Source organism: Streptomyces sp. NPDC002853, assembly GCF_053591915.1.
In genome coordinates, this window is sequence record NZ_JBSFUS010000001.1 from 48,806 (window position 1) to 66,551 (window position 17,746).

The following is a 17,746-nucleotide window of genomic DNA, read 5'->3' on the forward strand; positions in this document are numbered from 1 at the left end:
GGCGTCCGGCCCCGGCCCGGCATCCGCTTGCCGGATGAGGGTTTCCTCATCTGCGGCTCATGCTTCCGACGCGATACGCCCCGCACGCTCACCGTCATGGTCTTCTCCCACCGCATGGCCGCCCTGGCCGCCGTCGTGGCGATCCCCCTCGGCATCGCCGCGACCAGCTACGCCCTGACCGACAGCCCCGAACCGCCCAAGGCCCCGCCCAAGGTGGAACTGGAGAGCGGCACCCCGTCCTCGTCGTCCTCGTCGTCGGCTCCCTCGTCGCCTCCGTCGCCGTCCGGGAAACCCACCACGCCCCGGCCGACGCCGAGCGACGAGACGGTGTCCCCGCCGCCGGTGAGCGAGAATTCCACGGGCGATGACGACGACGACGGCAACGACGGCAGCGGACAGGGCGACAACGACGACGACGGTCCCGGTGACGACGGCTGAGCGCCCGCACCGCTGGATATCCGCCCGTGTCCGCATCCTGCTCTGGCTGCTCGTGGTGATGGCCGTCGCGCTCACCGCGGTCGCGGCCACCACGCGTTCCGTCCTGCTGCGCGACGTCGACCACCGCATCGACCGGCTGCTCGCCCAGGAGACGGGGGAGTTCACCAACCTCGCGCGGGAAGGCGTCGATCCGCACACGGGCCGGAAGTTCACCGCGCCCGACCCCCTTCTGCGGCTCTTCCTCTCCCGGCAGTACGCCGACCCCGACGAGGAACTGCTCGGTCTGGTCGGCCGCTCCGGGAAACCGCCCGCCAAGAAGGAGCAGGCGCGCGAGCAGCGGATCGACCATCCGCTCGCCGAGGACCCCGCCGCGCTGCGCACGGTCTTCGACTCCCCCGACGCGACCGGCACGCTGCACCGCGACCGGGGCGAGGTCCGCTGGGCCAAGGTGGAGATCGCCGCGAGCGCCGGACATCCGGCGGCGGCGTTCGTCGTCGCCTTCCACCCGGAGGGCGAACAGGCCAAGGCGGGCGACGTGTTCACGATGCTGCTCGCCATCTCCGGGGTCGCGCTCCTGATGACGACCGGCATCGGCTGGGCGGTCGCGGGCCGCATCCTCAAGCCCGTACGCCTGGTGCGCACGACCGCGGCGCAGCTCACCGAACAGGACCTGACCCAGCGCATCCCGGTGCAGGGCAGGGACGACATCGCGGCGCTCGCCGAGACCTTCAACGGCATGCTGGACCGCCTGGAGCGCGCGTTCGCCGCGCAGCGCGAGTTCGTCGACGACGCGGGCCACGAGCTGCGCACGCCCATCACCATCGTGCGCGGTCATCTGGAGCTGATGGGCGACGACCCGGGAGAACGGGAGGAGACGGTCCGGATCGTCATGGAGGAGCTCGACCGGATGAGCCGCATCGTCGAGGACCTCCTGCTCCTCGCCAAGGCCGAGCGGCCCGACTTCGTCACCGCGCGGCCGGTACAGCTCGCCGAGCTGACCGCGGACGTCTTCGTCAAGGCACGGGCGCTCGGGGACCGGGACTGGAAGCTGGCCGAAGTGGCCGACGGAGAAACCGGTCTCGACCCGCAGCGCATCACCCAGGCGATGGTGCAGCTCGCCCAGAACGCCGTCCAGCACACCGTCCCCGGCCAGCGCATCGGCATCGGCTCACGCAGCGCGGCGGGCCGGATCGAGTTGTACGTCGCCGACAGCGGGCCCGGCGTCCAGGCGCAGGACGCCGCGGTCATCTTCGAACGCTTCCGGCGCGGCACCGCACGGCGTGGTGCCCGCGCCACCGGCGCCGGTCTCGGGCTCGCCATCGTGCGGGCGATCGCCGAAGGACACGGCGGCCAGGTCGAGTTGCGGCCCACGGAAGGCGGCGGCGCCACCTTCGTGCTCGTACTGCGAGAAGTACTGCGAGAACAGGAACCAGGACTGACATGAACCGGATTCTCATCGTCGAGGACGAGGAACGCATCGCCTCCTTCGTCGAGAAGGGCCTGCGCGCCAACGGCTTCACCACCAGCGTCGTCGGCGACGGCGACGCCGCGTACGACTACGCCCTGACCGGCGGCTTCGACCTCGTCGTCCTGGACATCGGCCTGCCGGGCAAGGACGGCTTCACGGTCCTGCGGCAGCTGCGCGAGGCCCGCGTGAGCACACCGGTCATCGTGCTGACCGCGCGCGACTCGGTCCGCGACACCGTGGCGGGCCTCGAAGGCGGCGCCGACGACTGGATGACCAAGCCGTTCCGTTTCGAGGAACTGCTCGCGCGGGTGCGCCTGAGGCTGCGTACGGCGGCGGGGGCGCCGGAGGTGACGGTACTGCGGGGCGGGGACCTGACGCTGGATCTGCGTACGCGCAGGGCGCGTTCGGGCGAGCGGACGGTGGACCTGACGGCGCGTGAGTTCGTGCTGCTCGAACTCTTCCTGCGCCATCCCGGGCAGGTCCTCTCGCGGGAGCAGATCCTGTCGCACGTGTGGGGGTACGACTTCGACCCCGGGTCCAACATCGTGGACGTGTACGTCCGGGCGCTGCGCAAGAAGCTGGGCGCGCAGCGCGTGGAGACGGTACGCGGGATGGGGTACCGCCTGCCGGGGTGAAGGGCGCCGTTTCGCCTCGCGCCCTCCCGGGTGAATTTCCTTTCATCCACGGCTCATTGAGGGCTCACGCCCGTCCCCGAGGCTCAGTGCGTGACCCTGAATCCCCGCCAAGCCATCACCCTCTGCGTCGCGCTGAGCCTGTGCGCGCTGCTCCTGGTGCCGGGCAACTTCCCCGGCCTGAGCGGCGACGCACGGCTCACCCTCGGCGTGTTCGCCCTGGCGACCTGCGCGTGGATCAGCACCCCGATCGACGACACGTACATCGCGCTTGGCGCGGGGCTCGCGCTCACCGCGACCGGGGTGATCAGCAGCGACACGCTCTTCGGCACCCTCGGTGACGAGACGGTCTGGCTGCTGATCTGCGCCTTCGTGCTGGCGGCCGCGGTCGCCCGCAGTGGTCTGGCGGGCCGGGCGGCGGCCTTTCTGGTCAGCGGGGCGCGCAGCGTACGGCAGTTGACGCATCTGACGACGGCCGCCCTGGTCGTGACGGCCTTCGCGGTGCCCGCCACATCGGGCCGCGCCGCGCTGGCGCTGCCGGTCTTCCTGGCGCTCGCGAAGGTACTCGCCGACCGCAAACGCCTCGTGGTGATGCTCGCGCTGCTGTTCCCGACCGTGATCCTGCTCTCCGCGGTCGCGACCCTGATCGGCGCGGGCGCGCATCTGATCACGGTGTCCGTGCTGTGGGAGGCCACCGGGGAGCGGATCGGCTTCACGCAGTGGATGCTGCTCGGCCTCCCGCTCGCCGTCGCCTCCTCCCATCTGGCCGCGGAAGCGGTCCTGTTGACGACGACGCGGCGGGCCGACCGCCAGGGCCCGGTGCACATCACCGTCGAACAGCTCCAGGAGCACAGCGAGCAGCCGGTGACCGGGACCTGGGAGCCCGCCGAGACCCGTTGCGCGCTCCTCCTCGCCACGGTCGTCGCCCTGTGGTGCAGCGAGCCGCTGCACCAAGTCCCGCCCGCCGTCGTCGCGTTGATCGGGGCGGTCGTCGCCTCGTCCCCCGCCCTGGGCACCGTACGCCTCAAGGACGCGCTGAAGACCGTGCCCTGGGCGCTGCTGCTCTTTATGGCGGCGACGATGGCGATGGGCGTCGCGCTCGCCGAGTCGGGGGCGGCCAAGTGGCTGGTGGGCGGGGTCCCCCTCGATGTGCCGCCCTGGCTCTTCCTGGCCCTCGTGGTGGCGGTCAGCACGGCCGCGCACCTGGTCCTGCAGTCCCGTTCCGCCCGCTCGTCCGTCCTGGTCCCGCTGGTCGTCGCGGCGGCCGTCGGCGCGGGCGTCAACCCGGTCGCCGCCGCGCTCGCCTCCACGGCCGCCGCCGGCTTCTGCCACACCCTGCCCGCCTCCGCGAAGCCCGTCACGCTCTTCGCCGACATCCCGGGCACCCCCACCTACACCCCGCGCGACCTGCTGCGCCTCTCCGCGGTCCTGGCACCGCTGACCGCCGCCCTCGTCCTGCTCTTCGCCGTGGCGCTCTGGCCGCTGCTCGGCGTACCCGTCCGCTGATCCCGCTGTCGCATCCACTCTGGAGACCCACGTGCTGACCCACTTCGCCATCGCCCCCAGCGGTTTCAAGGAGTCCCTGTCCGCGCAGTCCGCGGCCGAGGCCATCGCCGAAGGAGTACGCCGCGTCGTCCCGCACGCCGAAACCGATCTGATCCCCTTGGTGGACGGCGGCGAGGGCACCGCGCGCGCCCTGGCCGGCTCGGGCGGCGGCCGTCTGGTCGCGCTGCCCGCCACCGGCCCCGTCGGCCAGCGGATCGGCACGCACTTCGCGCTGCTCCCGGACGGCACGGCGGTCGTGGAGATGGCGGCCGTGGCGGGGCTCTCGCTCGTCCCCCGTGATCTGCGCGACCCGGGCGCCACGACGACGTACGGCGTCGGCGAACTGATCGGTGCCGCACTCGACGCGGGCGCCCGCCGCATCCTGGTGGGCTGCGGCGACTCCGGCACGTCGGACGGGGGCGCGGGGGCGCTGCAGGCACTCGGCGCCCGGCTCCTGGACGGGGACGGGTGGGAACTGCCGCGTGGCGGGCGGGAGTTGACCCGGCTGAGCCGCATCGACCCCTCGGGCCTCGACCCCCGCCTGCGGGACACCGAGATCCGCGTAGCCTGCAACCCCTTCAACGTCCTGACCGGCGAGCGCGGTGTCGCCCGCGTCTTCGGCCCCCAGAAGGGCGCGACGCCCACGCAGGTCGAACAGCTGGCGGCGGGCCTCGAACACTGGGCGCACGTCCTGACCCGCGACCTGCACGCCACGGGAGACCTCGCCCTCGGCCCCGGAACAGGCGCGTCCGGCGGCCTGGGAGCAGGACTCGCGGCACTCGGCGCCCAGCTGCTCCCCCGCTTCGACGTCCTCCTCGACCACCTGGACCTGAACGCCCGCCTGGCCCGCGCCGACCTCGTCGTCACCGCCGAGGGCGCCCTCGACCACCAGACGCCCCGCGGCAAGGTGCCGGCCGAGGTGGCGCGCCGGGCCAAGCTGTTCGGCCGCCCCGTCCTGGTCCTCGCGGGCACCATCGGCCAGGGCGCCCACCACGTACGGGCGGAGGGTGTGGACGCCTACAGCGCGATCCTGCCCGCGCCGGTCTCGCTCACCGAGGCGCTCGGCCGTGGTGGCGAGTTCCTCACCGACGCGACCGAACGAGCCCTGCGGATGATCGTCCTGGGGTCACGCCTGAGGGGACGGTCCAAGGCTCAGGCGGCGTTGGTGTCCGGCACGCAACGCCCGTCCTCGGTGCGGTAGTTCCAGCGTGCGCCGTCCGCCACGAGCTCCTTGACGGCGCGCACGAAACGCTCCACGTGCTCGTCCGGGGTGCCCGCGCCGAAGCTGACGCGGATCGCGTTCAGGGACTTCTCGCCGGGCGCGGCCTCGGGGGCACCGCACTCGCCCTGGGTCTGCGGGTCGCTGCCGAGGAGGGTGCGCACCAGCGGGTGGGCGCAGAAGAGGCCGTCGCGTACGCCGATGCCGTACTCGGCGGAGAGCGCGGCGGCGAAGTGCGAGCTGTTCCAGCCCTCCACGACGAAGGAGATGACACCGACGCGCGGCGCGTCGTCGCCGAAGAGCGAGAGCACCTTCACGGCGGGCACCTCGGCGAGGCCCTCGCGGACCTTGGCGATGAGGTGACGCTCACGGGCGACGAGCTCGTCGAAGCCGGCCTCGGTCAGCGCCTTGCAGGCGGCGGCGATGGAGTACACGCCGATGACGTTCGGCGAACCGGCCTCGTGCCGCGCCGCGGTGTCGTGCCACTCGACGTCCACTCCGCCGTCCGTACGCCGCGCGACCTTCCGCGACGCGCCGCCGCCCGCGAGGTACGGCTCGGCCGCCCGCAGCCAGTCGGAGCGGCCCGCGAGGACGCCCGATCCGAAGGGCGCGTACAGCTTGTGGCCGGAGAAGGCGACCCAGTCGACGTCCAGCTCAGCGATGGAGACCGGGTGGTGGGGCGCGAGCTGCGCGGCGTCCAGGACGATGCGGGCACCGTGCGCGTGAGCGGCGGCGGCCAGCTCCTTGACCGGCCACAGCTCACCGGTGACATTCGACGCGCCGGTCACGCAGACCAGGGCGGGGCCGTAGGGGTCGCGGTCGGCGAGGGCGCGCTCCAGGGTGGCGACGGCCTGGTCGGCGGTGCGCGGGGCGTTCAGGTACGTCACGCGGGCGTCGCGCCACGGAAGCAGCGAGGCGTGGTGCTCGGTCTCGAAGACGAAGACCTGGCAGTCGGCGGGCAGCGCGGCGGCGAGCAGGTTGAGCGAGTCGGTGGTCGAGCGGGTGAAGACGACCTGGTCGTCCTCGCGGCAGCCGAGGAACTCGGCGACGGTGACCCGGCTGTTCTCGAAGAGGTCGGTGGAGAGCTGCGAGAGGTACCCGGCACCGCGGTGCACGCTGCCGTAGTACGGCGCGTAGGCGGCCACGTCGTCCCACACCCGCTGCAGGGCCGGGGCGCTGGCCGCGTAGTCGAGCGCGGCGTAGGTCACCTCGCCGCCGGTGACGAGCGGCACGGTGACGTCACGGCCGAGCACCGGCAGCGGCGCGGCACAGCAGGGGTCGGCGGACTCGGCGGAGACGGACTCGGCGGAGACGGCTTCGGTGGTGGCGACAGAGCGTGCGGACATGGCGAACTCCCGTGGGAAGGCAGGCGAGTTCACTGCGAGAGCGCGCGTACGGCGCCGCAGTGAAGAAGAAAAAGGGGGTGCGGAAAAGGGGCCGGAAAGCCCTATCGCATTCGCTTGCTCACGAGACTGCTCCCTTGAGGACCAGGACCCCAGGGTTGTTCGCAGGGGTCCGCGCTTGCCATGGACCTTGCTGTCCACGGCCTGGTCTTCACCCGGGGCACCCCGCCACGGACGGAGGGTTGCCGGACAGCGAGCCGGGGCCTAATCGCTGTCACTCATGACCTGCGCAGCATCTTGCCACACGATCTTCTCGGTGCCCACCGCAGTCCGGATGCCGGACTGCGGTGGGCGCCACACTCACCTGTTGCTGGCCGCCACCCACAGCTCGAGGGCCTTCTTCGCCGACCCGGAGTCGATCGACTCCGCCGCCTTCGCGATGCCGGCGCCGATCTGCTCCACCAGGGTCCCCTCGCCCGGCGAGAGGGCCACCAGGGCCGCCGCCGTGTTGAGCAGGACGGCGTCCCGCACAGGGCCCTTCTCGCCGTCCAGGAGGCGCAGCGCCACCTCGGCGTTGTACGAGGCGTCGGCGCCCCGCAGCGCCTCGACGGGGACGAGGTCGATGCCGACGTCCCGCGGGTCGAAGGCCTCCTCGCGCACGGCTCCGTCCCGCACCACCCAGACCCGGGAGGTCGAGGTGGTCGTCAGCTCGTCGAGACCGTCGTCGCCGCGGAAGACCAGGGAGGAGTGCCCGCGCTCGGCGAAGACCCCGGCCACGATCGGCGCCATCCTCGGGTCGGCCACGCCGACCGCCTGGGCCCGCACCTTGGCCGGGTTGGTGAGCGGACCGAGGGCGTTGAAGACGGTCCGGATGCCCAACTGGCTGCGCGCCCCGCCCGCGTGCCGCAGCGCCGGGTGGAACTTCACGGCGAAGCAGAAGGTGATCCCGGCTTCCTCGGCCACCTCGACGACGCGATGCAGCGGCAGCTCCAGGTTCACCCCGAGCTTCTCCAGGACGTCGGAGGCTCCCGAGGCGCTGGATGCGGCGCGGTTGCCGTGCTTGACGACCTTCGCGCCCGCGCCCGCGGCCACGATCGCGGACATCGTGGAGATGTTGACGGTCTTGGCTCCGTCACCGCCGGTGCCGACGATGTCGACGGTCCGCCCCGGCACCTCGATCACGTTCGCGTGCTCGTACATCGTGCGGACGAGGCCGGAGATCTCGTCCACGGTCTCGCCCTTGGCCCGCAGGGCGACGACGAAACCCGCGATCTGCGCGTCGGTCGCCTCGCCGCGCATGATGCGGTCCATGGCCCAGGCCGTGTCCTCGGCGCTCTGGTCGCGGCCGTCGAGCAGGCCGTTCAGTACACCGGGCCAGGAACGGGCCGCCGCGGTGTCGCCTCCTGCGGGGGTCACAGCGCTCATCTGCCGCTCCTGGGTTCGTTCAGACGTAGGACAGGAACACCTTATCCAGCTCCGGGGACGGCAAAGAGCCCCGTCCATGCACTGGATGCATGGGACGGGGCTCTCGCCGTGGCGACCTGGGTCGGAACTTCGATACGTCAGAGCTTCAGGGATCAGTGGTGGCCGTGGCCGCTCGTGATCTCCTTGTACTCCTCGGTGGTGGGCTTGGGGATCTGGTTGTCCTCCCCGTAGTAGCCCTTGCTGAGCTTGGCCCGGAGCTTCTGCGAACCGGACACCTTGCGCTCGACGCCGTTCTCGTCGACCGCGGGGCCGATCTCGAGCGGCGCGTACTGCTCGTGCGCGGTGAGCGTGTGCAGCTGCTCCTGGCCCAGCGGCTCGTGGACCTCGATGAACTCACCGTGCGGCAGGCGCTTGATGATGCCCGACTCGCGTCCGTGCAGGACCTTGTCCTTGTCACGCCGCTGCAGACCCAGGCAGATCCGCTTGGTGATGATGAAGGCGAGGACCGGTGCCACGAAGAAGGCGATGCGCACGAACCAGGTGATCGCGTTGATCGACAGGTGGAAGTGCGTGGCCCAGAGGTCGTTTCCACCACCGATCAGCAGCACCATGTACCAGGTGATCCACGCGACACCGAAGCCCGTACGGGTCGGGACGTTGCGCGGGCGGTCCAGGATGTGGTGCTCGCGCTTGTCGCCGGTGACCCAGGACTCGATGAACGGGTAGACCGCGATGGCGACCAGGACCAGCGGGAAGATCACCAGCGGGATGAACACGCCCAGGACGAGCGTGTGACCCCAGGCGTTGATCTCCCAGCCCGGCATGACACGGATCAGGCCTTCGGAGAAGCCCATGTACCAGTCGGGCTGCGCTCCGGTGGAGACCTGGTCCGGACGGTAGGGACCGAGCGCCCAGATCGGGTTGATCGTGGCGATCGCCGAGATGGCCGCGATCACACCGAAGACCAGGAAGAAGAAGCCTCCGGCCTTCGCCATGTAGACGGGCAGCAGCGGCATGCCGACGACGTTCTTGTTCGTCTTGCCGGGTCCCGCGAACTGGGTGTGCTTGTGGTAGAAGACCAGGATCAGGTGCGCCACCACGAGCCCGAGCATGATGCCCGGCAGCAGCAGGATGTGCACCGAGTAGAACCGGGCCACGAAGTCGCCGCCGGGGAACTCCCCGCCGAACAGGAACATCGCCAGGTACGTGCCCACGATCGGCACGGACAGGACGGCGCCCTGCATGAAGCGCACACCGGTACCGGAGAGCAGGTCGTCGGGGAGCGAGTAACCGGTGAAGCCGGTGAACATGCCCAGGACGAACAGCAGGAACCCGAAGACCCAGTTGACCTCGCGGGGCTTGCGGAAGGCACCCGTGAAGAAGACGCGCATCATGTGCACGAACATCGCCGCGAGGAAGATCAGCGCCGCCCAGTGGTGGATCTGCCGGATCAGCAGACCACCGCGCACATCGAAGCTGATGTGCATGGTCGAGTTGAACGCCTCGGACATCAGCTGGCCCTGCAGCGGGATGTAGCTGCCGTGGTACTCCACCTCGTTCATCGACGGGTGGAAGAACAGGGTCAGGTACACACCCGTGAGGATGATGATGATGAAGCTGTAGAGGCAGATCTCACCGAGCATGAAGGACCAGTGGTCCGGGAAGATCTTGCGCATGTTGGCCTTGGCCAGGGAGTAGATCCCCAGACGTCCGTCGGCCCAGTCGGCGACCCGCTCTCCGGCGGGCGCCTCCTTCTTGCGCGTCTCAGTCGTCTTAGTGCTCATCCGCGCTCCCAGAAAGCAGGACCGACGGGCTCAGCGAAGTCGCCGAGCGCCTCGAGGTAGCCCTCTTCGTTCACGGCGATGCGCAGCTGCGGCAGCGCGTGACCGGCCGGGCCGAAGATCACTCGGGCACCGTCGGAGAGGTCGAAGGTGGACTGGTGACACGGGCAGAGGACGTGGTGCGTCTGCTGCTCGTACAGGGAGATCGGGCAGCCGACGTGGGTGCAGATCTTGGAGTACGCGACGACACCGTCGTGCGACCACTCGAGCTCCTGCTTGTCCTTGATGTTGTCCGGCTGGATCCGGACGATCATCAGGGCCGCCTTGGCGATCTCCTTCTGGAAGTCGTGATCGTGCTCCTCCAGGCCCTCGGGCTTGGCGAAGGTCAGCGAGCCGACCTGGATGTCCGAGGGACGCAGCGGCTCGTTCGTGTTCATGTTCACGAGCAGCTTGCCCTTGGCCCACAGGGTGTGCCGCAGCTTGTCCTCCGGCAGCGGACCGAGGTCACGCAGCAGGACGACGCCGGAGAGCGGCACCATGGCCAGCGCGCCGAACATCGTGTTGCGGATCAGCTTGCGCCGGCCGAACTGCGACTCCGCGGCACCGGCCTTGAAGTCGGCCATGACCTTGGCCTTGACCTCGGGCTCGGCCTCGATCGGGTGTCGCTCGTCGGCGACCTCCACGTCGGACATCAGGGTGCGGGCCCAGTGGACCGCTCCCGCGCCGATGCAGAACAGCGCGATACCCAGGGTCATGCCCAGGGAGAAGTTCAGCGCGCTGATGTGACCGATCGGCCAGATGTAGACGCGCTTGTCGACCGGGAAGGCCACGTACGAGGCGATGAAGCCGATCGTGGCCAGCATCGACAGCGTGAACAGGAAGGCGACCGCACGCTCGGACCGCTTGGCGGCCCGCTCGTCGATGTCCTGGACACGGTGCTCGTGGGGCGGAAGGCCCGGGTCGGCGAACGGGTTCTCGTCCGCGACGGCCACCGAGCCGTGCTCGGTCTCCTGCACGCTGGGCAGGTTCTCTTCTGATTTCTCTTGGCTACTCATGACTTCTTGGCCTTTGCGGTCCGAGCGGCGACCCACACGGCGACCGCGATCAGCGTGCCGAGACCGAAGATCCAGCCGAACAGGCCTTCACTGACCGGACCCAGGCCACCCAGCTTGAGACCGCCAGGGCTCTCGGTCTGCTCGCCGTTGACCGCGTCGAGGTACGCGATGATGTCCTTCTTGTTCTTCTCCGGCATCACGGTGTCGGGGAAGGACGGCATGTTCTGCGGGCCGGTCTGCATGGCCTCGTAGATGTGCTTCGGGGAGACATCCTCCAACGAAGGAGCGAACTTGCCCTTCGTCAACGCGCCACCCTCACCGGTGAAGTTGTGGCACTGCGCGCAGTTGGTGCGGAACAGCTCGCCACCCTTGGCGATGTCCGCCCCGTCCGGGCTGTACTGCTTCTCGGTGGGGATGGTCGGGCCAGCGCCCAGCGAGGCGATGTACGCCGCGAGCTGGTCGATCTGGGCCTGGTTGTAGATGGCCTTCTTCTTCGGCGCCTGGGCGCCCGGCTGCTGGAGCGGCATACGGCCGGTGCTGACCTGGAAGTCGACGGCGGCTGCGCCGACGCCCACCAGGCTAGGACCGTCGGAGGACCCCTGACCGCCGGTTCCGTGGCAGCTGGAGCAGCCCACGGAGTACAACTTCTTGCCCTCGTCGATGGCGAGGGACTGGGCGGTGTCGTCGGCCTGCGCCTTGTCCGCGGGTGCGAACGCGGCGTACAGCCCCCCGGTGGCCGCCAGCGCGAGGAGTAGGACGACGACCGCCGCCAGCGGGTGGCGTCGTCGTGCGGAGAGCTTTTTCACGGATTACCCCGGTGTCAGGATCTTCTGCGTCGATGCTTCTGGAATGAGTCGGAACGTCGGGCCCGGCGGGCCCGGCCCCGTTTACTTGATCATGTAGATCGTGGCAAAGAGACCGATCCAGACAACATCGACGAAGTGCCAGTAGTAGGACACGACGATGGCTGCGGTCGCCTGCTCATGGGTGAACCTCTTGGCCGCGTACGTCCTGCCGAGGACCAGCAGGAAGGCGATGAGACCGCCTGTCACATGCATGCCATGGAAGCCGGTGGTCAGGTAGAACACCGATCCGTACGGGTCGGACGAGAGCGAGAGGCCCTCGTGCTTGACCAGCTCGGTGTACTCGAAGACCTGACCGCCGATGAAGACCGCACCCATGATGAAGGTGACGATGAACCACATCCGGAGCTTCTTCACGTCACCACGCTCAGCGGCGAACACGCCTAGCTGACACGTGAGAGAGGAGAGCACCAGGATCGTGGTGTTCGTCGCCGAGAACGGGAAGTTCAGCGCGGACGCCATTTCCTTCCAGTGCTCAGGTCCTGTCACCGATCGCAGGGTGAAGTACATCGCGAAGAGGGCCGCGAAGAACATCAGCTCGGAACTCAGCCAAATGATGGTTCCGACGCTGGTGAGGTTCGGCCGATTGACCGGCGGGTGCGCGTGCCCGGTATCTACTGTCGTTGCTGTCGCCACGACCGACATTATGTCGGTCGCTTATCCCGCCCTCACCCCGGGGGGTGCCGTTCGGAGTGTCTGCGGGGTGTGTCCTGCCCGTATGGCCCATCGAAGGGCTGTCCGAACCGCTGTTGACGGGGTGTCCGGAGAGGTAGCATCCGCGCATCGGTCCCCGGCCGAATGCCCTCAACGAAGCGGAGGAACAATGCAGCCGACCGCCACGGTGCTGGTCTACAGCGACAACGCGAGCACCCGCGAGCAGGTCCGGTTGGCCACCGGACGCAGGCCGGCGGCGGACGTTCCCGCGGTCGAGTTCATCGAGTGCGCGACGCTGCCCGCCGTGCTGAAGGAACTCGACCGGGGCGGCATCGACGTCTGCGTCCTGGACGGCGAGGCCACTCCCGTCGGCGGCATGGGGGTCTGCCGTCAGCTCAAGGACGAGATCTTCCGGTGCCCGCCCGTCCTGCTGCTCATGGGACGCCCGCAGGACGCCTGGCTGGCCACCTGGAGCCGCGCGGAGGCCGCGGTCACCCTTCCGGTCGATCCGGTCGAGTTCGCGAACTCCCTGGCCGCCCTCCTGCGCGAGAAGCTGGCCGTCCAGGCCTGACGCCACGGCAGAAGGCCCCGCGCCTCGGCACGGGGCCTTCTGTGCTGTTCTGCGGAGCCGCTAGACCTGCGGCCGCAGCCGGGCCGCGTCGAGCGCCGTGGGGCCTTCCTTGGCGCCGCCGAGCAGCGCGCTGCCGTCCCGCCAGTTCTTCCAGTCGACGTTCCAGTCGCCGAAGCCGTTGCCGAACGGGTCCATGTCCGCGCCGTAGCTGTTGACGACCCGCACGATGTCACCCTGCCGGACGGTCTCGTAGAACCAGGCGGCGTTGCTGGTGCTCATGCCCGTGCAGCCGTGGCTGGTGTTCGCGTTCCCCTGCGAGCCGACCGACCAGGGGGCGGCGTGCACGTACTCACCGGAATCGGTGACCCGCGTCGCGTAATAGACCATCTTGTCGTAGAAGTCCGATGCGCCGATGCTGGCACTGGTCATTCGTACGGAGTACTCCTTGCCCAGCACCACCTTGACGCCGTTGCGCGTGGAGTAGCCGGGCTTGCCCGTCGTCACCGGCATGGAGTTGATCTCCTCGCCGTTGCGGTAGACCGTCATCCAGTGCGAGCCGGCGTCCGTGACGGCCTCGATGCGGTCGCCGATGGTCATCCGCAGCGGCTTGGCCTCACCGCCCCAGAGCCTGTCGCGGACCTTGATGCCCGCGAGGTTGCTCCGGACGTTGACGGTGGCGCCCACGGGCCAGTACTCCTTGGGCCGGTAGTGCAGCGTCTTGCTGTCCACCCAGTGCCACACGCCCTTCGTGGCGGGCTGCGTCTCGACCTTCAGCGAGCGCTCCACGATGGCCCTGGCCTTCTTGTCCTTCACCTTGGCGCTGAGCTTGGCCGTGACCGGCTGCCCCACCCCGTACTTGCCCGATTCGGGGCCGAAGGTGACGTCGAGCCGCTTCTTCTTGGCCGCCTCGTTCGTGTCGAAGGTCAGGACCTTGCGGCCCGGCGAGCCCTCCTCGTCCTCCGTGCTGACCCGCACCGTGTAGTGCGCGCCCGCCGCGAGAGGCTCCGTGCTGTGCCAACGGGCGCCGTCGGCGGCGAGTTCACCCGCCACGTACCGCCCCTGCGCGTCGGTGGCCGTCACATCGGTGATGCGCCCGTCCTCGCCCTGGGCGGTGACCTCCAAGGGCTTGTCCGGATCCGCCTTCTGACTGCCCACCGGGCCGTTGAAGGCGATCTGGCCTGCCGCGTCGTACGGCTTCGCCGAGAGCGGATGGCCGTCGGAGCTGCCGCACGCCGTGGCTCCCACCCCGAGGGCGGCCACCAGCATGGTGCAGCTCAGTACCGTGCGGATTCGCGGTGAGTGGCTCATGAACTCACGGTATGGACGTTCCCGGGCTCCGGCGCGCCGAGTGACCCGTACGAGTGTCAAGCGCGACACGCCGAAGGGCCCGGACGCTCCTGACGGAGTGTCCGGGCCCTTCGGTGGAGCGCGAGGTCACAGACTCACTGGGTCTGGTTCTCGCCCCGGTAGTACTCGAAGACCCAGCCGAAGAGGCCGATCATCAGGATGGGGGCCGAGAAGTACAGCAGCCACCAGCCGAAGACGACGCCCATGAAGGCGAGCGCGCCACCGATGGCCAGCGAGAGCGGCTGCCAGCTGTGCGGGCTGAAGAAGCCCACCTCGCCGGCCTCGTCCGCTACGTCGGCCTCCTTGTTGTCCTGTGCGGCCGCGTCGACACGCCGGGCCGTGAAGGCCAGGTAGTAGCCGATCATGATGCACAGGCCGAACGCCAGGAACAGCGCGGTCGTACCCGCCGGCTCCTTGGACCACCAGCCGTAGACGATCGCCATGACGAGCACGAAGACGCTCAGCCAGATGAACATCTTGCCTTGGACCTTCACTTGCCGGCCTCCTTGCCGCCCGCGAGCGCCTTGCCACCGTGATCGGCGTTCTCGAGCTGGTCGAGAGCCGCGATCTCAGGGTGATGCAGGTCGAACGCCGGGGATTCGGAACGGATCCGCGGCAGGGTGAGGAAGTTGTGCCGCGGCGGCGGGCAGGACGTCGCCCACTCGAGCGAACGGCCGTAGCCCCACGGGTCGTCGACCTCGATCTTCTTGCCGTACTTGGCCGTCTTCCAGATGTTGTAGAAGAACGGCAGGATCGACAGGCCGAGCAGGAACGAGGAGATCGTCGAGATCGTGTTCAGCGCGGTGAAACCGTCGGCCGCGAGGTAGTCCGCGTAACGACGCGGCATGCCCTCGGCGCCCAGCCAGTGCTGCACCAGGAACGTGCCGTGGAAGCCGATGAACAGCGTCCAGAAGGTGATCTTGCCGAGCCGCTCGTCCAGCATCTTGCCGGTGAACTTCGGCCACCAGAAGTGGAAGCCGGAGAACATCGCGAAGACCACGGTGCCGAAGACGACGTAGTGGAAGTGCGCGACCACGAAGTACGAGTCGGAGACGTGGAAGTCCATCGGCGGCGAGGCCAGGATGACGCCGGTCAGACCACCGAAGGTGAAGGTGATCAGGAAGCCGACGGCCCAGAGCATCGGTGTCTCGAAACTCAGTGAGCCCTTCCACATCGTTCCGATCCAGTTGAAGAACTTCACGCCCGTTGGCACGGCGATCAAGAACGTCATGAAGGAGAAGAACGGTAGGAGCACGCCACCGGTGACGTACATGTGGTGCGCCCACACGGTCACGGAGAGACCCGCGATGGCGATCGTCGCGCCGATCAGACCCATGTAGCCGAACATCGGCTTACGGGAGAAGACCGGGATGACCTCGGAAATGATTCCGAAGAATGGCAACGCGATGATGTACACCTCTGGATGGCCGAAGAACCAGAAGAGGTGTTGCCACAGCAACGCGCCGCCGTTGGACGCGTCGAAGATATGGGCGCCGAATTTACGGTCCGCCTCAAGGGCGAACAGCGCGGCGGCCAGAACCGGGAAGGCCAGCAGGACCAGAACCGCGGTCAGCAGGACGTTCCACACGAAGATCGGCATCCGGAACATCGTCATGCCAGGAGCACGCATACAGATGATCGTGGTGATGAAGTTGACCGAACCGAGGATCGTGCCGAAGCCGGAGAAGGCCAGACCCATGATCCACATGTCGGCGCCGATGCCCGGCGAGCGGACGGCGTCCGACAGCGGGGAGTAGGCGAACCAGCCGAAGTCGGCCGCACCCTGCGGGGTGAGGAAGCCGGCCACCGCGATGAGCGAGCCGAAGAGGTACAGCCAGTACGCGAACATGTTCAGCCGCGGGAACGCCACGTCGGGCGCGCCGATCTGCAGCGGCATGATCCAGTTCGCGAATCCGGCGAACAGCGGCGTCGCGAACATCAGCAGCATGATCGTGCCGTGCATCGTGAACGCCTGGTTGAACTGCTCGTTCGACATGAGCTGCGAGCCGGGACGAGCGAGTTCGGCGCGCATGAAGAGCGCCATGACGCCGCCGATGCAGAAGAACGCGAACGACGTGACCAGGTAGAGCGTGCCGATGGTCTTGTGGTCGGTGGTCGTCAGCCACTTGATCACCACGTTGCCCGGCTGCTTGCGCCGTACCGGCAGTTCGTCCTCGTACGAGTCTTCTGCTGCCGCGGCACCCTGAGGTTCGTTGAGGATGCTCACAGGTTGTTCGTCTCCCGGTTCTTCTCGTGCTTCGTCTGCTCGATGCCGGCCGGGATGTAACCGGTCTGGTTCTTCTTCGCCAGGTCCTCGAGGTGCTTCTGGTAGCGCTCGGGGGAAACGACCTTGACGTTGAAGAGCATCCGGGAGTGGTCGACACCGCAGAGCTCGGCGCACTTGCCCATGAAGGTGCCCTCCTTGTTCGGAGTCACCTCGAAGGCGTTCGTGTGGCCCGGGATGACGTCCTGCTTCATGAGGAACGGCACCACCCAGAAGGAGTGGATGACGTCACGCGAAGTCAGTACGAACCGGACCTTCTCGCCCTTGGGGAGCCAGAGGGTCGGGCCGGGGTTGCCGTTCTGCGGGTTCCGCTGGCCGGGCGTACCGACGTCGTAGACGCCACCGGCGTTGGACGGGAACGCATCACGGAACTTGTCCGGGATGGCCTCCAGCTCCTTGGCAGACTTCGCGTCTCCCTTGTCGGAACCCGGCACGTCCTCGATGTAGTTGAAGCCCCAGCTCCACTGGTAGCCGACCACGTTGACCGTGTGGGCGGGCTTGTCCTCGAGAGCGAGGAGCTTCGTCTCATCACGTGCCGTGAAGTAGAAGAGCACCGAGACGATGATGAGGGGCACCACCGTGTAGAGCGCCTCGATGGGCATGTTGTAACGCGTCTGCGGAGGTACCTCGACCTTGGTGCGGCTGCGCCGGTGGAAGATGACACTCCACAGGATCAGACCCCAGACCAGCACGCCCGTGGCGAGCGCTGCCGCCCACGAGCCCTGCCAGAGGGAGAGGATCCGAGGAGCCTCCTCCGTTACGGGGGTGGGCATACCAAGGCGGGGAAAGTCCTTGTATGTGCAACCGGTCGCGGTTGCCAAGATCAGGCCCGCAGTCAGCACCTGCGGCAGCTTCCGCCGCATCGGGCGCCGCGACGAGCGGTCGGAGCCGTTGGGACTCACGTAGCGCCTTCCCGAGAGTCTCGGCCCGCGCGGTCGGGTGCGGCCTTCTCGGTCGTCGGTCGCCGCCCTGCGGCGGGCAGGGGTTTGGATGTTTATGCGGGCCAAACCTTACTGGACGCTATTTGGGGTCGCGCGGGGAGGGTGCCTAACGCGCCGCGGGTCACTCCGAAGGGTGTTATGCCCGGCCCGCAGCGGCTTTCTGACGGGAGGTCCGGCCGT

At 68.7% G+C, this 17,746-nt stretch carries 16 protein-coding genes and 1 riboswitch; of the genes, 6 read left to right on the top strand and 10 right to left on the bottom strand.

Annotated features, from left to right (window positions below; genetic code table 11):
• Nucleotides 1-96 precede the first annotated feature (96 nt).
• The 5 genes from ACWD02_RS00255 (at nucleotide 97) to ACWD02_RS00275 (ending at nucleotide 5,284) form a co-directional block, all read left to right on the top strand.
• A complete protein-coding gene (locus ACWD02_RS00255; RefSeq protein WP_451202779.1) occupies nucleotides 97-438 on the top strand; it encodes a small secreted hydrophilic protein in 342 nt (113 codons plus the stop codon).
• Nucleotides 365-1,882 (top strand): ATP-binding protein, encoded by a 1,518-nt coding sequence (locus ACWD02_RS00260; RefSeq protein ID WP_451202782.1) that lies wholly within the window; start codon nucleotides 365-367, stop codon nucleotides 1,880-1,882. The genes ACWD02_RS00255 and ACWD02_RS00260 overlap by 74 nt, the downstream gene beginning before the upstream one ends.
• Nucleotides 1,879-2,541 carry a response regulator transcription factor gene (locus tag ACWD02_RS00265; RefSeq protein WP_451202784.1) on the top strand — a complete coding sequence of 221 codons (663 nt, stop codon included), beginning with the start codon at nucleotides 1,879-1,881 and terminating at the stop codon, nucleotides 2,539-2,541. Before ACWD02_RS00260 ends, ACWD02_RS00265 begins: the two co-directional genes overlap by 4 nt.
• A gap of 90 nt (nucleotides 2,542-2,631) precedes the next feature.
• On the top strand, nucleotides 2,632-4,044 hold the full coding sequence (locus ACWD02_RS00270) for an SLC13 family permease (RefSeq protein ID WP_451202786.1): 1,413 nt from the start codon (nucleotides 2,632-2,634) through the stop codon (nucleotides 4,042-4,044).
• Nucleotides 4,045-4,075: 31 nt separating this feature from the next.
• The gene (locus tag ACWD02_RS00275; protein ID WP_451202789.1) at nucleotides 4,076-5,284 is read left to right on the top strand and encodes a glycerate kinase family protein; all 1,209 of its coding nucleotides are present in this window, start codon (nucleotides 4,076-4,078) and stop codon (nucleotides 5,282-5,284) included.
• Here ACWD02_RS00275 and ACWD02_RS00280 read toward each other — a convergent pair.
• From ACWD02_RS00280 to ctaE, 6 genes are all read right to left on the bottom strand, one after another.
• Nucleotides 5,236-6,648 carry an aminotransferase class V-fold PLP-dependent enzyme gene (locus ACWD02_RS00280; RefSeq protein WP_451202791.1) on the bottom strand — a complete coding sequence of 471 codons (1,413 nt, stop codon included), beginning with the start codon at nucleotides 6,646-6,648 and terminating at the stop codon, nucleotides 5,236-5,238. The genes ACWD02_RS00275 and ACWD02_RS00280 overlap by 49 nt on opposite strands.
• Nucleotides 6,649-6,814: 166 nt before the next feature.
• Nucleotides 6,815-6,931, bottom strand: a riboswitch (SAM riboswitch).
• A 74-nt stretch (nucleotides 6,932-7,005) separates the two neighbouring features.
• Entirely contained in the window at nucleotides 7,006-8,070 is a 1,065-nt protein-coding gene (gene trpD / locus ACWD02_RS00285) for an anthranilate phosphoribosyltransferase (protein ID WP_451202794.1), read from the bottom strand.
• Nucleotides 8,071-8,222: 152 nt separating this feature from the next.
• On the bottom strand, nucleotides 8,223-9,854 hold the full coding sequence (gene qcrB / locus ACWD02_RS00290; RefSeq protein ID WP_451202796.1) for a cytochrome bc1 complex cytochrome b subunit: 1,632 nt from the start codon (nucleotides 9,852-9,854) through the stop codon (nucleotides 8,223-8,225).
• On the bottom strand, nucleotides 9,851-10,906 hold the full coding sequence (gene qcrA, locus ACWD02_RS00295) for a cytochrome bc1 complex Rieske iron-sulfur subunit (RefSeq protein WP_451202799.1): 1,056 nt from the start codon (nucleotides 10,904-10,906) through the stop codon (nucleotides 9,851-9,853). Before qcrA ends, qcrB begins: the two co-directional genes overlap by 4 nt.
• Nucleotides 10,903-11,712 (bottom strand): cytochrome bc1 complex diheme cytochrome c subunit, encoded by an 810-nt coding sequence (qcrC, locus tag ACWD02_RS00300; protein ID WP_451202801.1) that lies wholly within the window; start codon nucleotides 11,710-11,712, stop codon nucleotides 10,903-10,905. Before qcrC ends, qcrA begins: the two co-directional genes overlap by 4 nt.
• A gap of 81 nt (nucleotides 11,713-11,793) precedes the next feature.
• Entirely contained in the window at nucleotides 11,794-12,414 is a 621-nt protein-coding gene (gene ctaE, locus ACWD02_RS00305; RefSeq protein ID WP_363208291.1) for an aa3-type cytochrome oxidase subunit III, read from the bottom strand.
• 178 nt (nucleotides 12,415-12,592) lie between these two features.
• Between ctaE and ACWD02_RS00310 the strand changes: the two genes are divergently transcribed.
• Nucleotides 12,593-12,994 (top strand): hypothetical protein, encoded by a 402-nt coding sequence (locus ACWD02_RS00310; RefSeq protein ID WP_451202803.1) that lies wholly within the window; start codon nucleotides 12,593-12,595, stop codon nucleotides 12,992-12,994.
• A 60-nt stretch (nucleotides 12,995-13,054) separates the two neighbouring features.
• Here ACWD02_RS00310 and ACWD02_RS00315 read toward each other — a convergent pair whose 3' ends face one another.
• The 4 genes from ACWD02_RS00315 to ctaC all read right to left on the bottom strand — a co-directional run bounded on the left by ACWD02_RS00315 (nucleotide 13,055) and on the right by ctaC (nucleotide 17,527).
• Entirely contained in the window at nucleotides 13,055-14,302 is a 1,248-nt protein-coding gene (locus ACWD02_RS00315) for an Ig-like domain-containing protein (protein WP_451202805.1), read from the bottom strand.
• A gap of 134 nt (nucleotides 14,303-14,436) precedes the next feature.
• A complete protein-coding gene (locus tag ACWD02_RS00320) occupies nucleotides 14,437-14,835 on the bottom strand; it encodes a cytochrome c oxidase subunit 4 (protein ID WP_363208294.1) in 399 nt (132 codons plus the stop codon).
• Nucleotides 14,832-16,568 carry an aa3-type cytochrome oxidase subunit I gene (gene ctaD / locus ACWD02_RS00325; protein ID WP_451202809.1) on the bottom strand — a complete coding sequence of 579 codons (1,737 nt, stop codon included), beginning with the start codon at nucleotides 16,566-16,568 and terminating at the stop codon, nucleotides 14,832-14,834. The genes ACWD02_RS00320 and ctaD overlap by 4 nt, the downstream gene beginning before the upstream one ends.
• Nucleotides 16,565-17,527 (bottom strand): aa3-type cytochrome oxidase subunit II, encoded by a 963-nt coding sequence (gene ctaC / locus ACWD02_RS00330; RefSeq protein WP_451202813.1) that lies wholly within the window; start codon nucleotides 17,525-17,527, stop codon nucleotides 16,565-16,567. Before ctaC ends, ctaD begins: the two co-directional genes overlap by 4 nt.
• Between the last annotated feature and the right edge of the window lie 219 nt (nucleotides 17,528-17,746).

Bases quoted from the DNA above. Each gene is read 5' to 3' on its own strand.
- ACWD02_RS00255 (WP_451202779.1), top strand. From the start codon at position 97: ATGGTCTTCTCCCACCGCATGGCCGCCCTGGCCGCCGTCGTGGCGATC.
- ACWD02_RS00260 (WP_451202782.1), top strand. From the start codon at position 365: ATGACGACGACGACGGCAACGACGGCAGCGGACAGGGCGACAACGACG.
- ACWD02_RS00265 (WP_451202784.1), top strand. From the start codon at position 1,879: ATGAACCGGATTCTCATCGTCGAGGACGAGGAACGCATCGCCTCCTTC.
- ACWD02_RS00280 (WP_451202791.1), bottom strand. From the start codon at position 6,648: ATGTCCGCACGCTCTGTCGCCACCACCGAAGCCGTCTCCGCCGAGTCC.
- trpD (WP_451202794.1), bottom strand. From the start codon at position 8,070: ATGAGCGCTGTGACCCCCGCAGGAGGCGACACCGCGGCGGCCCGTTCC.
- qcrB (WP_451202796.1), bottom strand. From the start codon at position 9,854: ATGAGCACTAAGACGACTGAGACGCGCAAGAAGGAGGCGCCCGCCGGA.
- qcrA (WP_451202799.1), bottom strand. From the start codon at position 10,906: ATGAGTAGCCAAGAGAAATCAGAAGAGAACCTGCCCAGCGTGCAGGAG.
- ctaE (WP_363208291.1), bottom strand. From the start codon at position 12,414: ATGTCGGTCGTGGCGACAGCAACGACAGTAGATACCGGGCACGCGCAC.
- ACWD02_RS00310 (WP_451202803.1), top strand. From the start codon at position 12,593: ATGCAGCCGACCGCCACGGTGCTGGTCTACAGCGACAACGCGAGCACC.
- ACWD02_RS00315 (WP_451202805.1), bottom strand. From the start codon at position 14,302: ATGAGCCACTCACCGCGAATCCGCACGGTACTGAGCTGCACCATGCTG.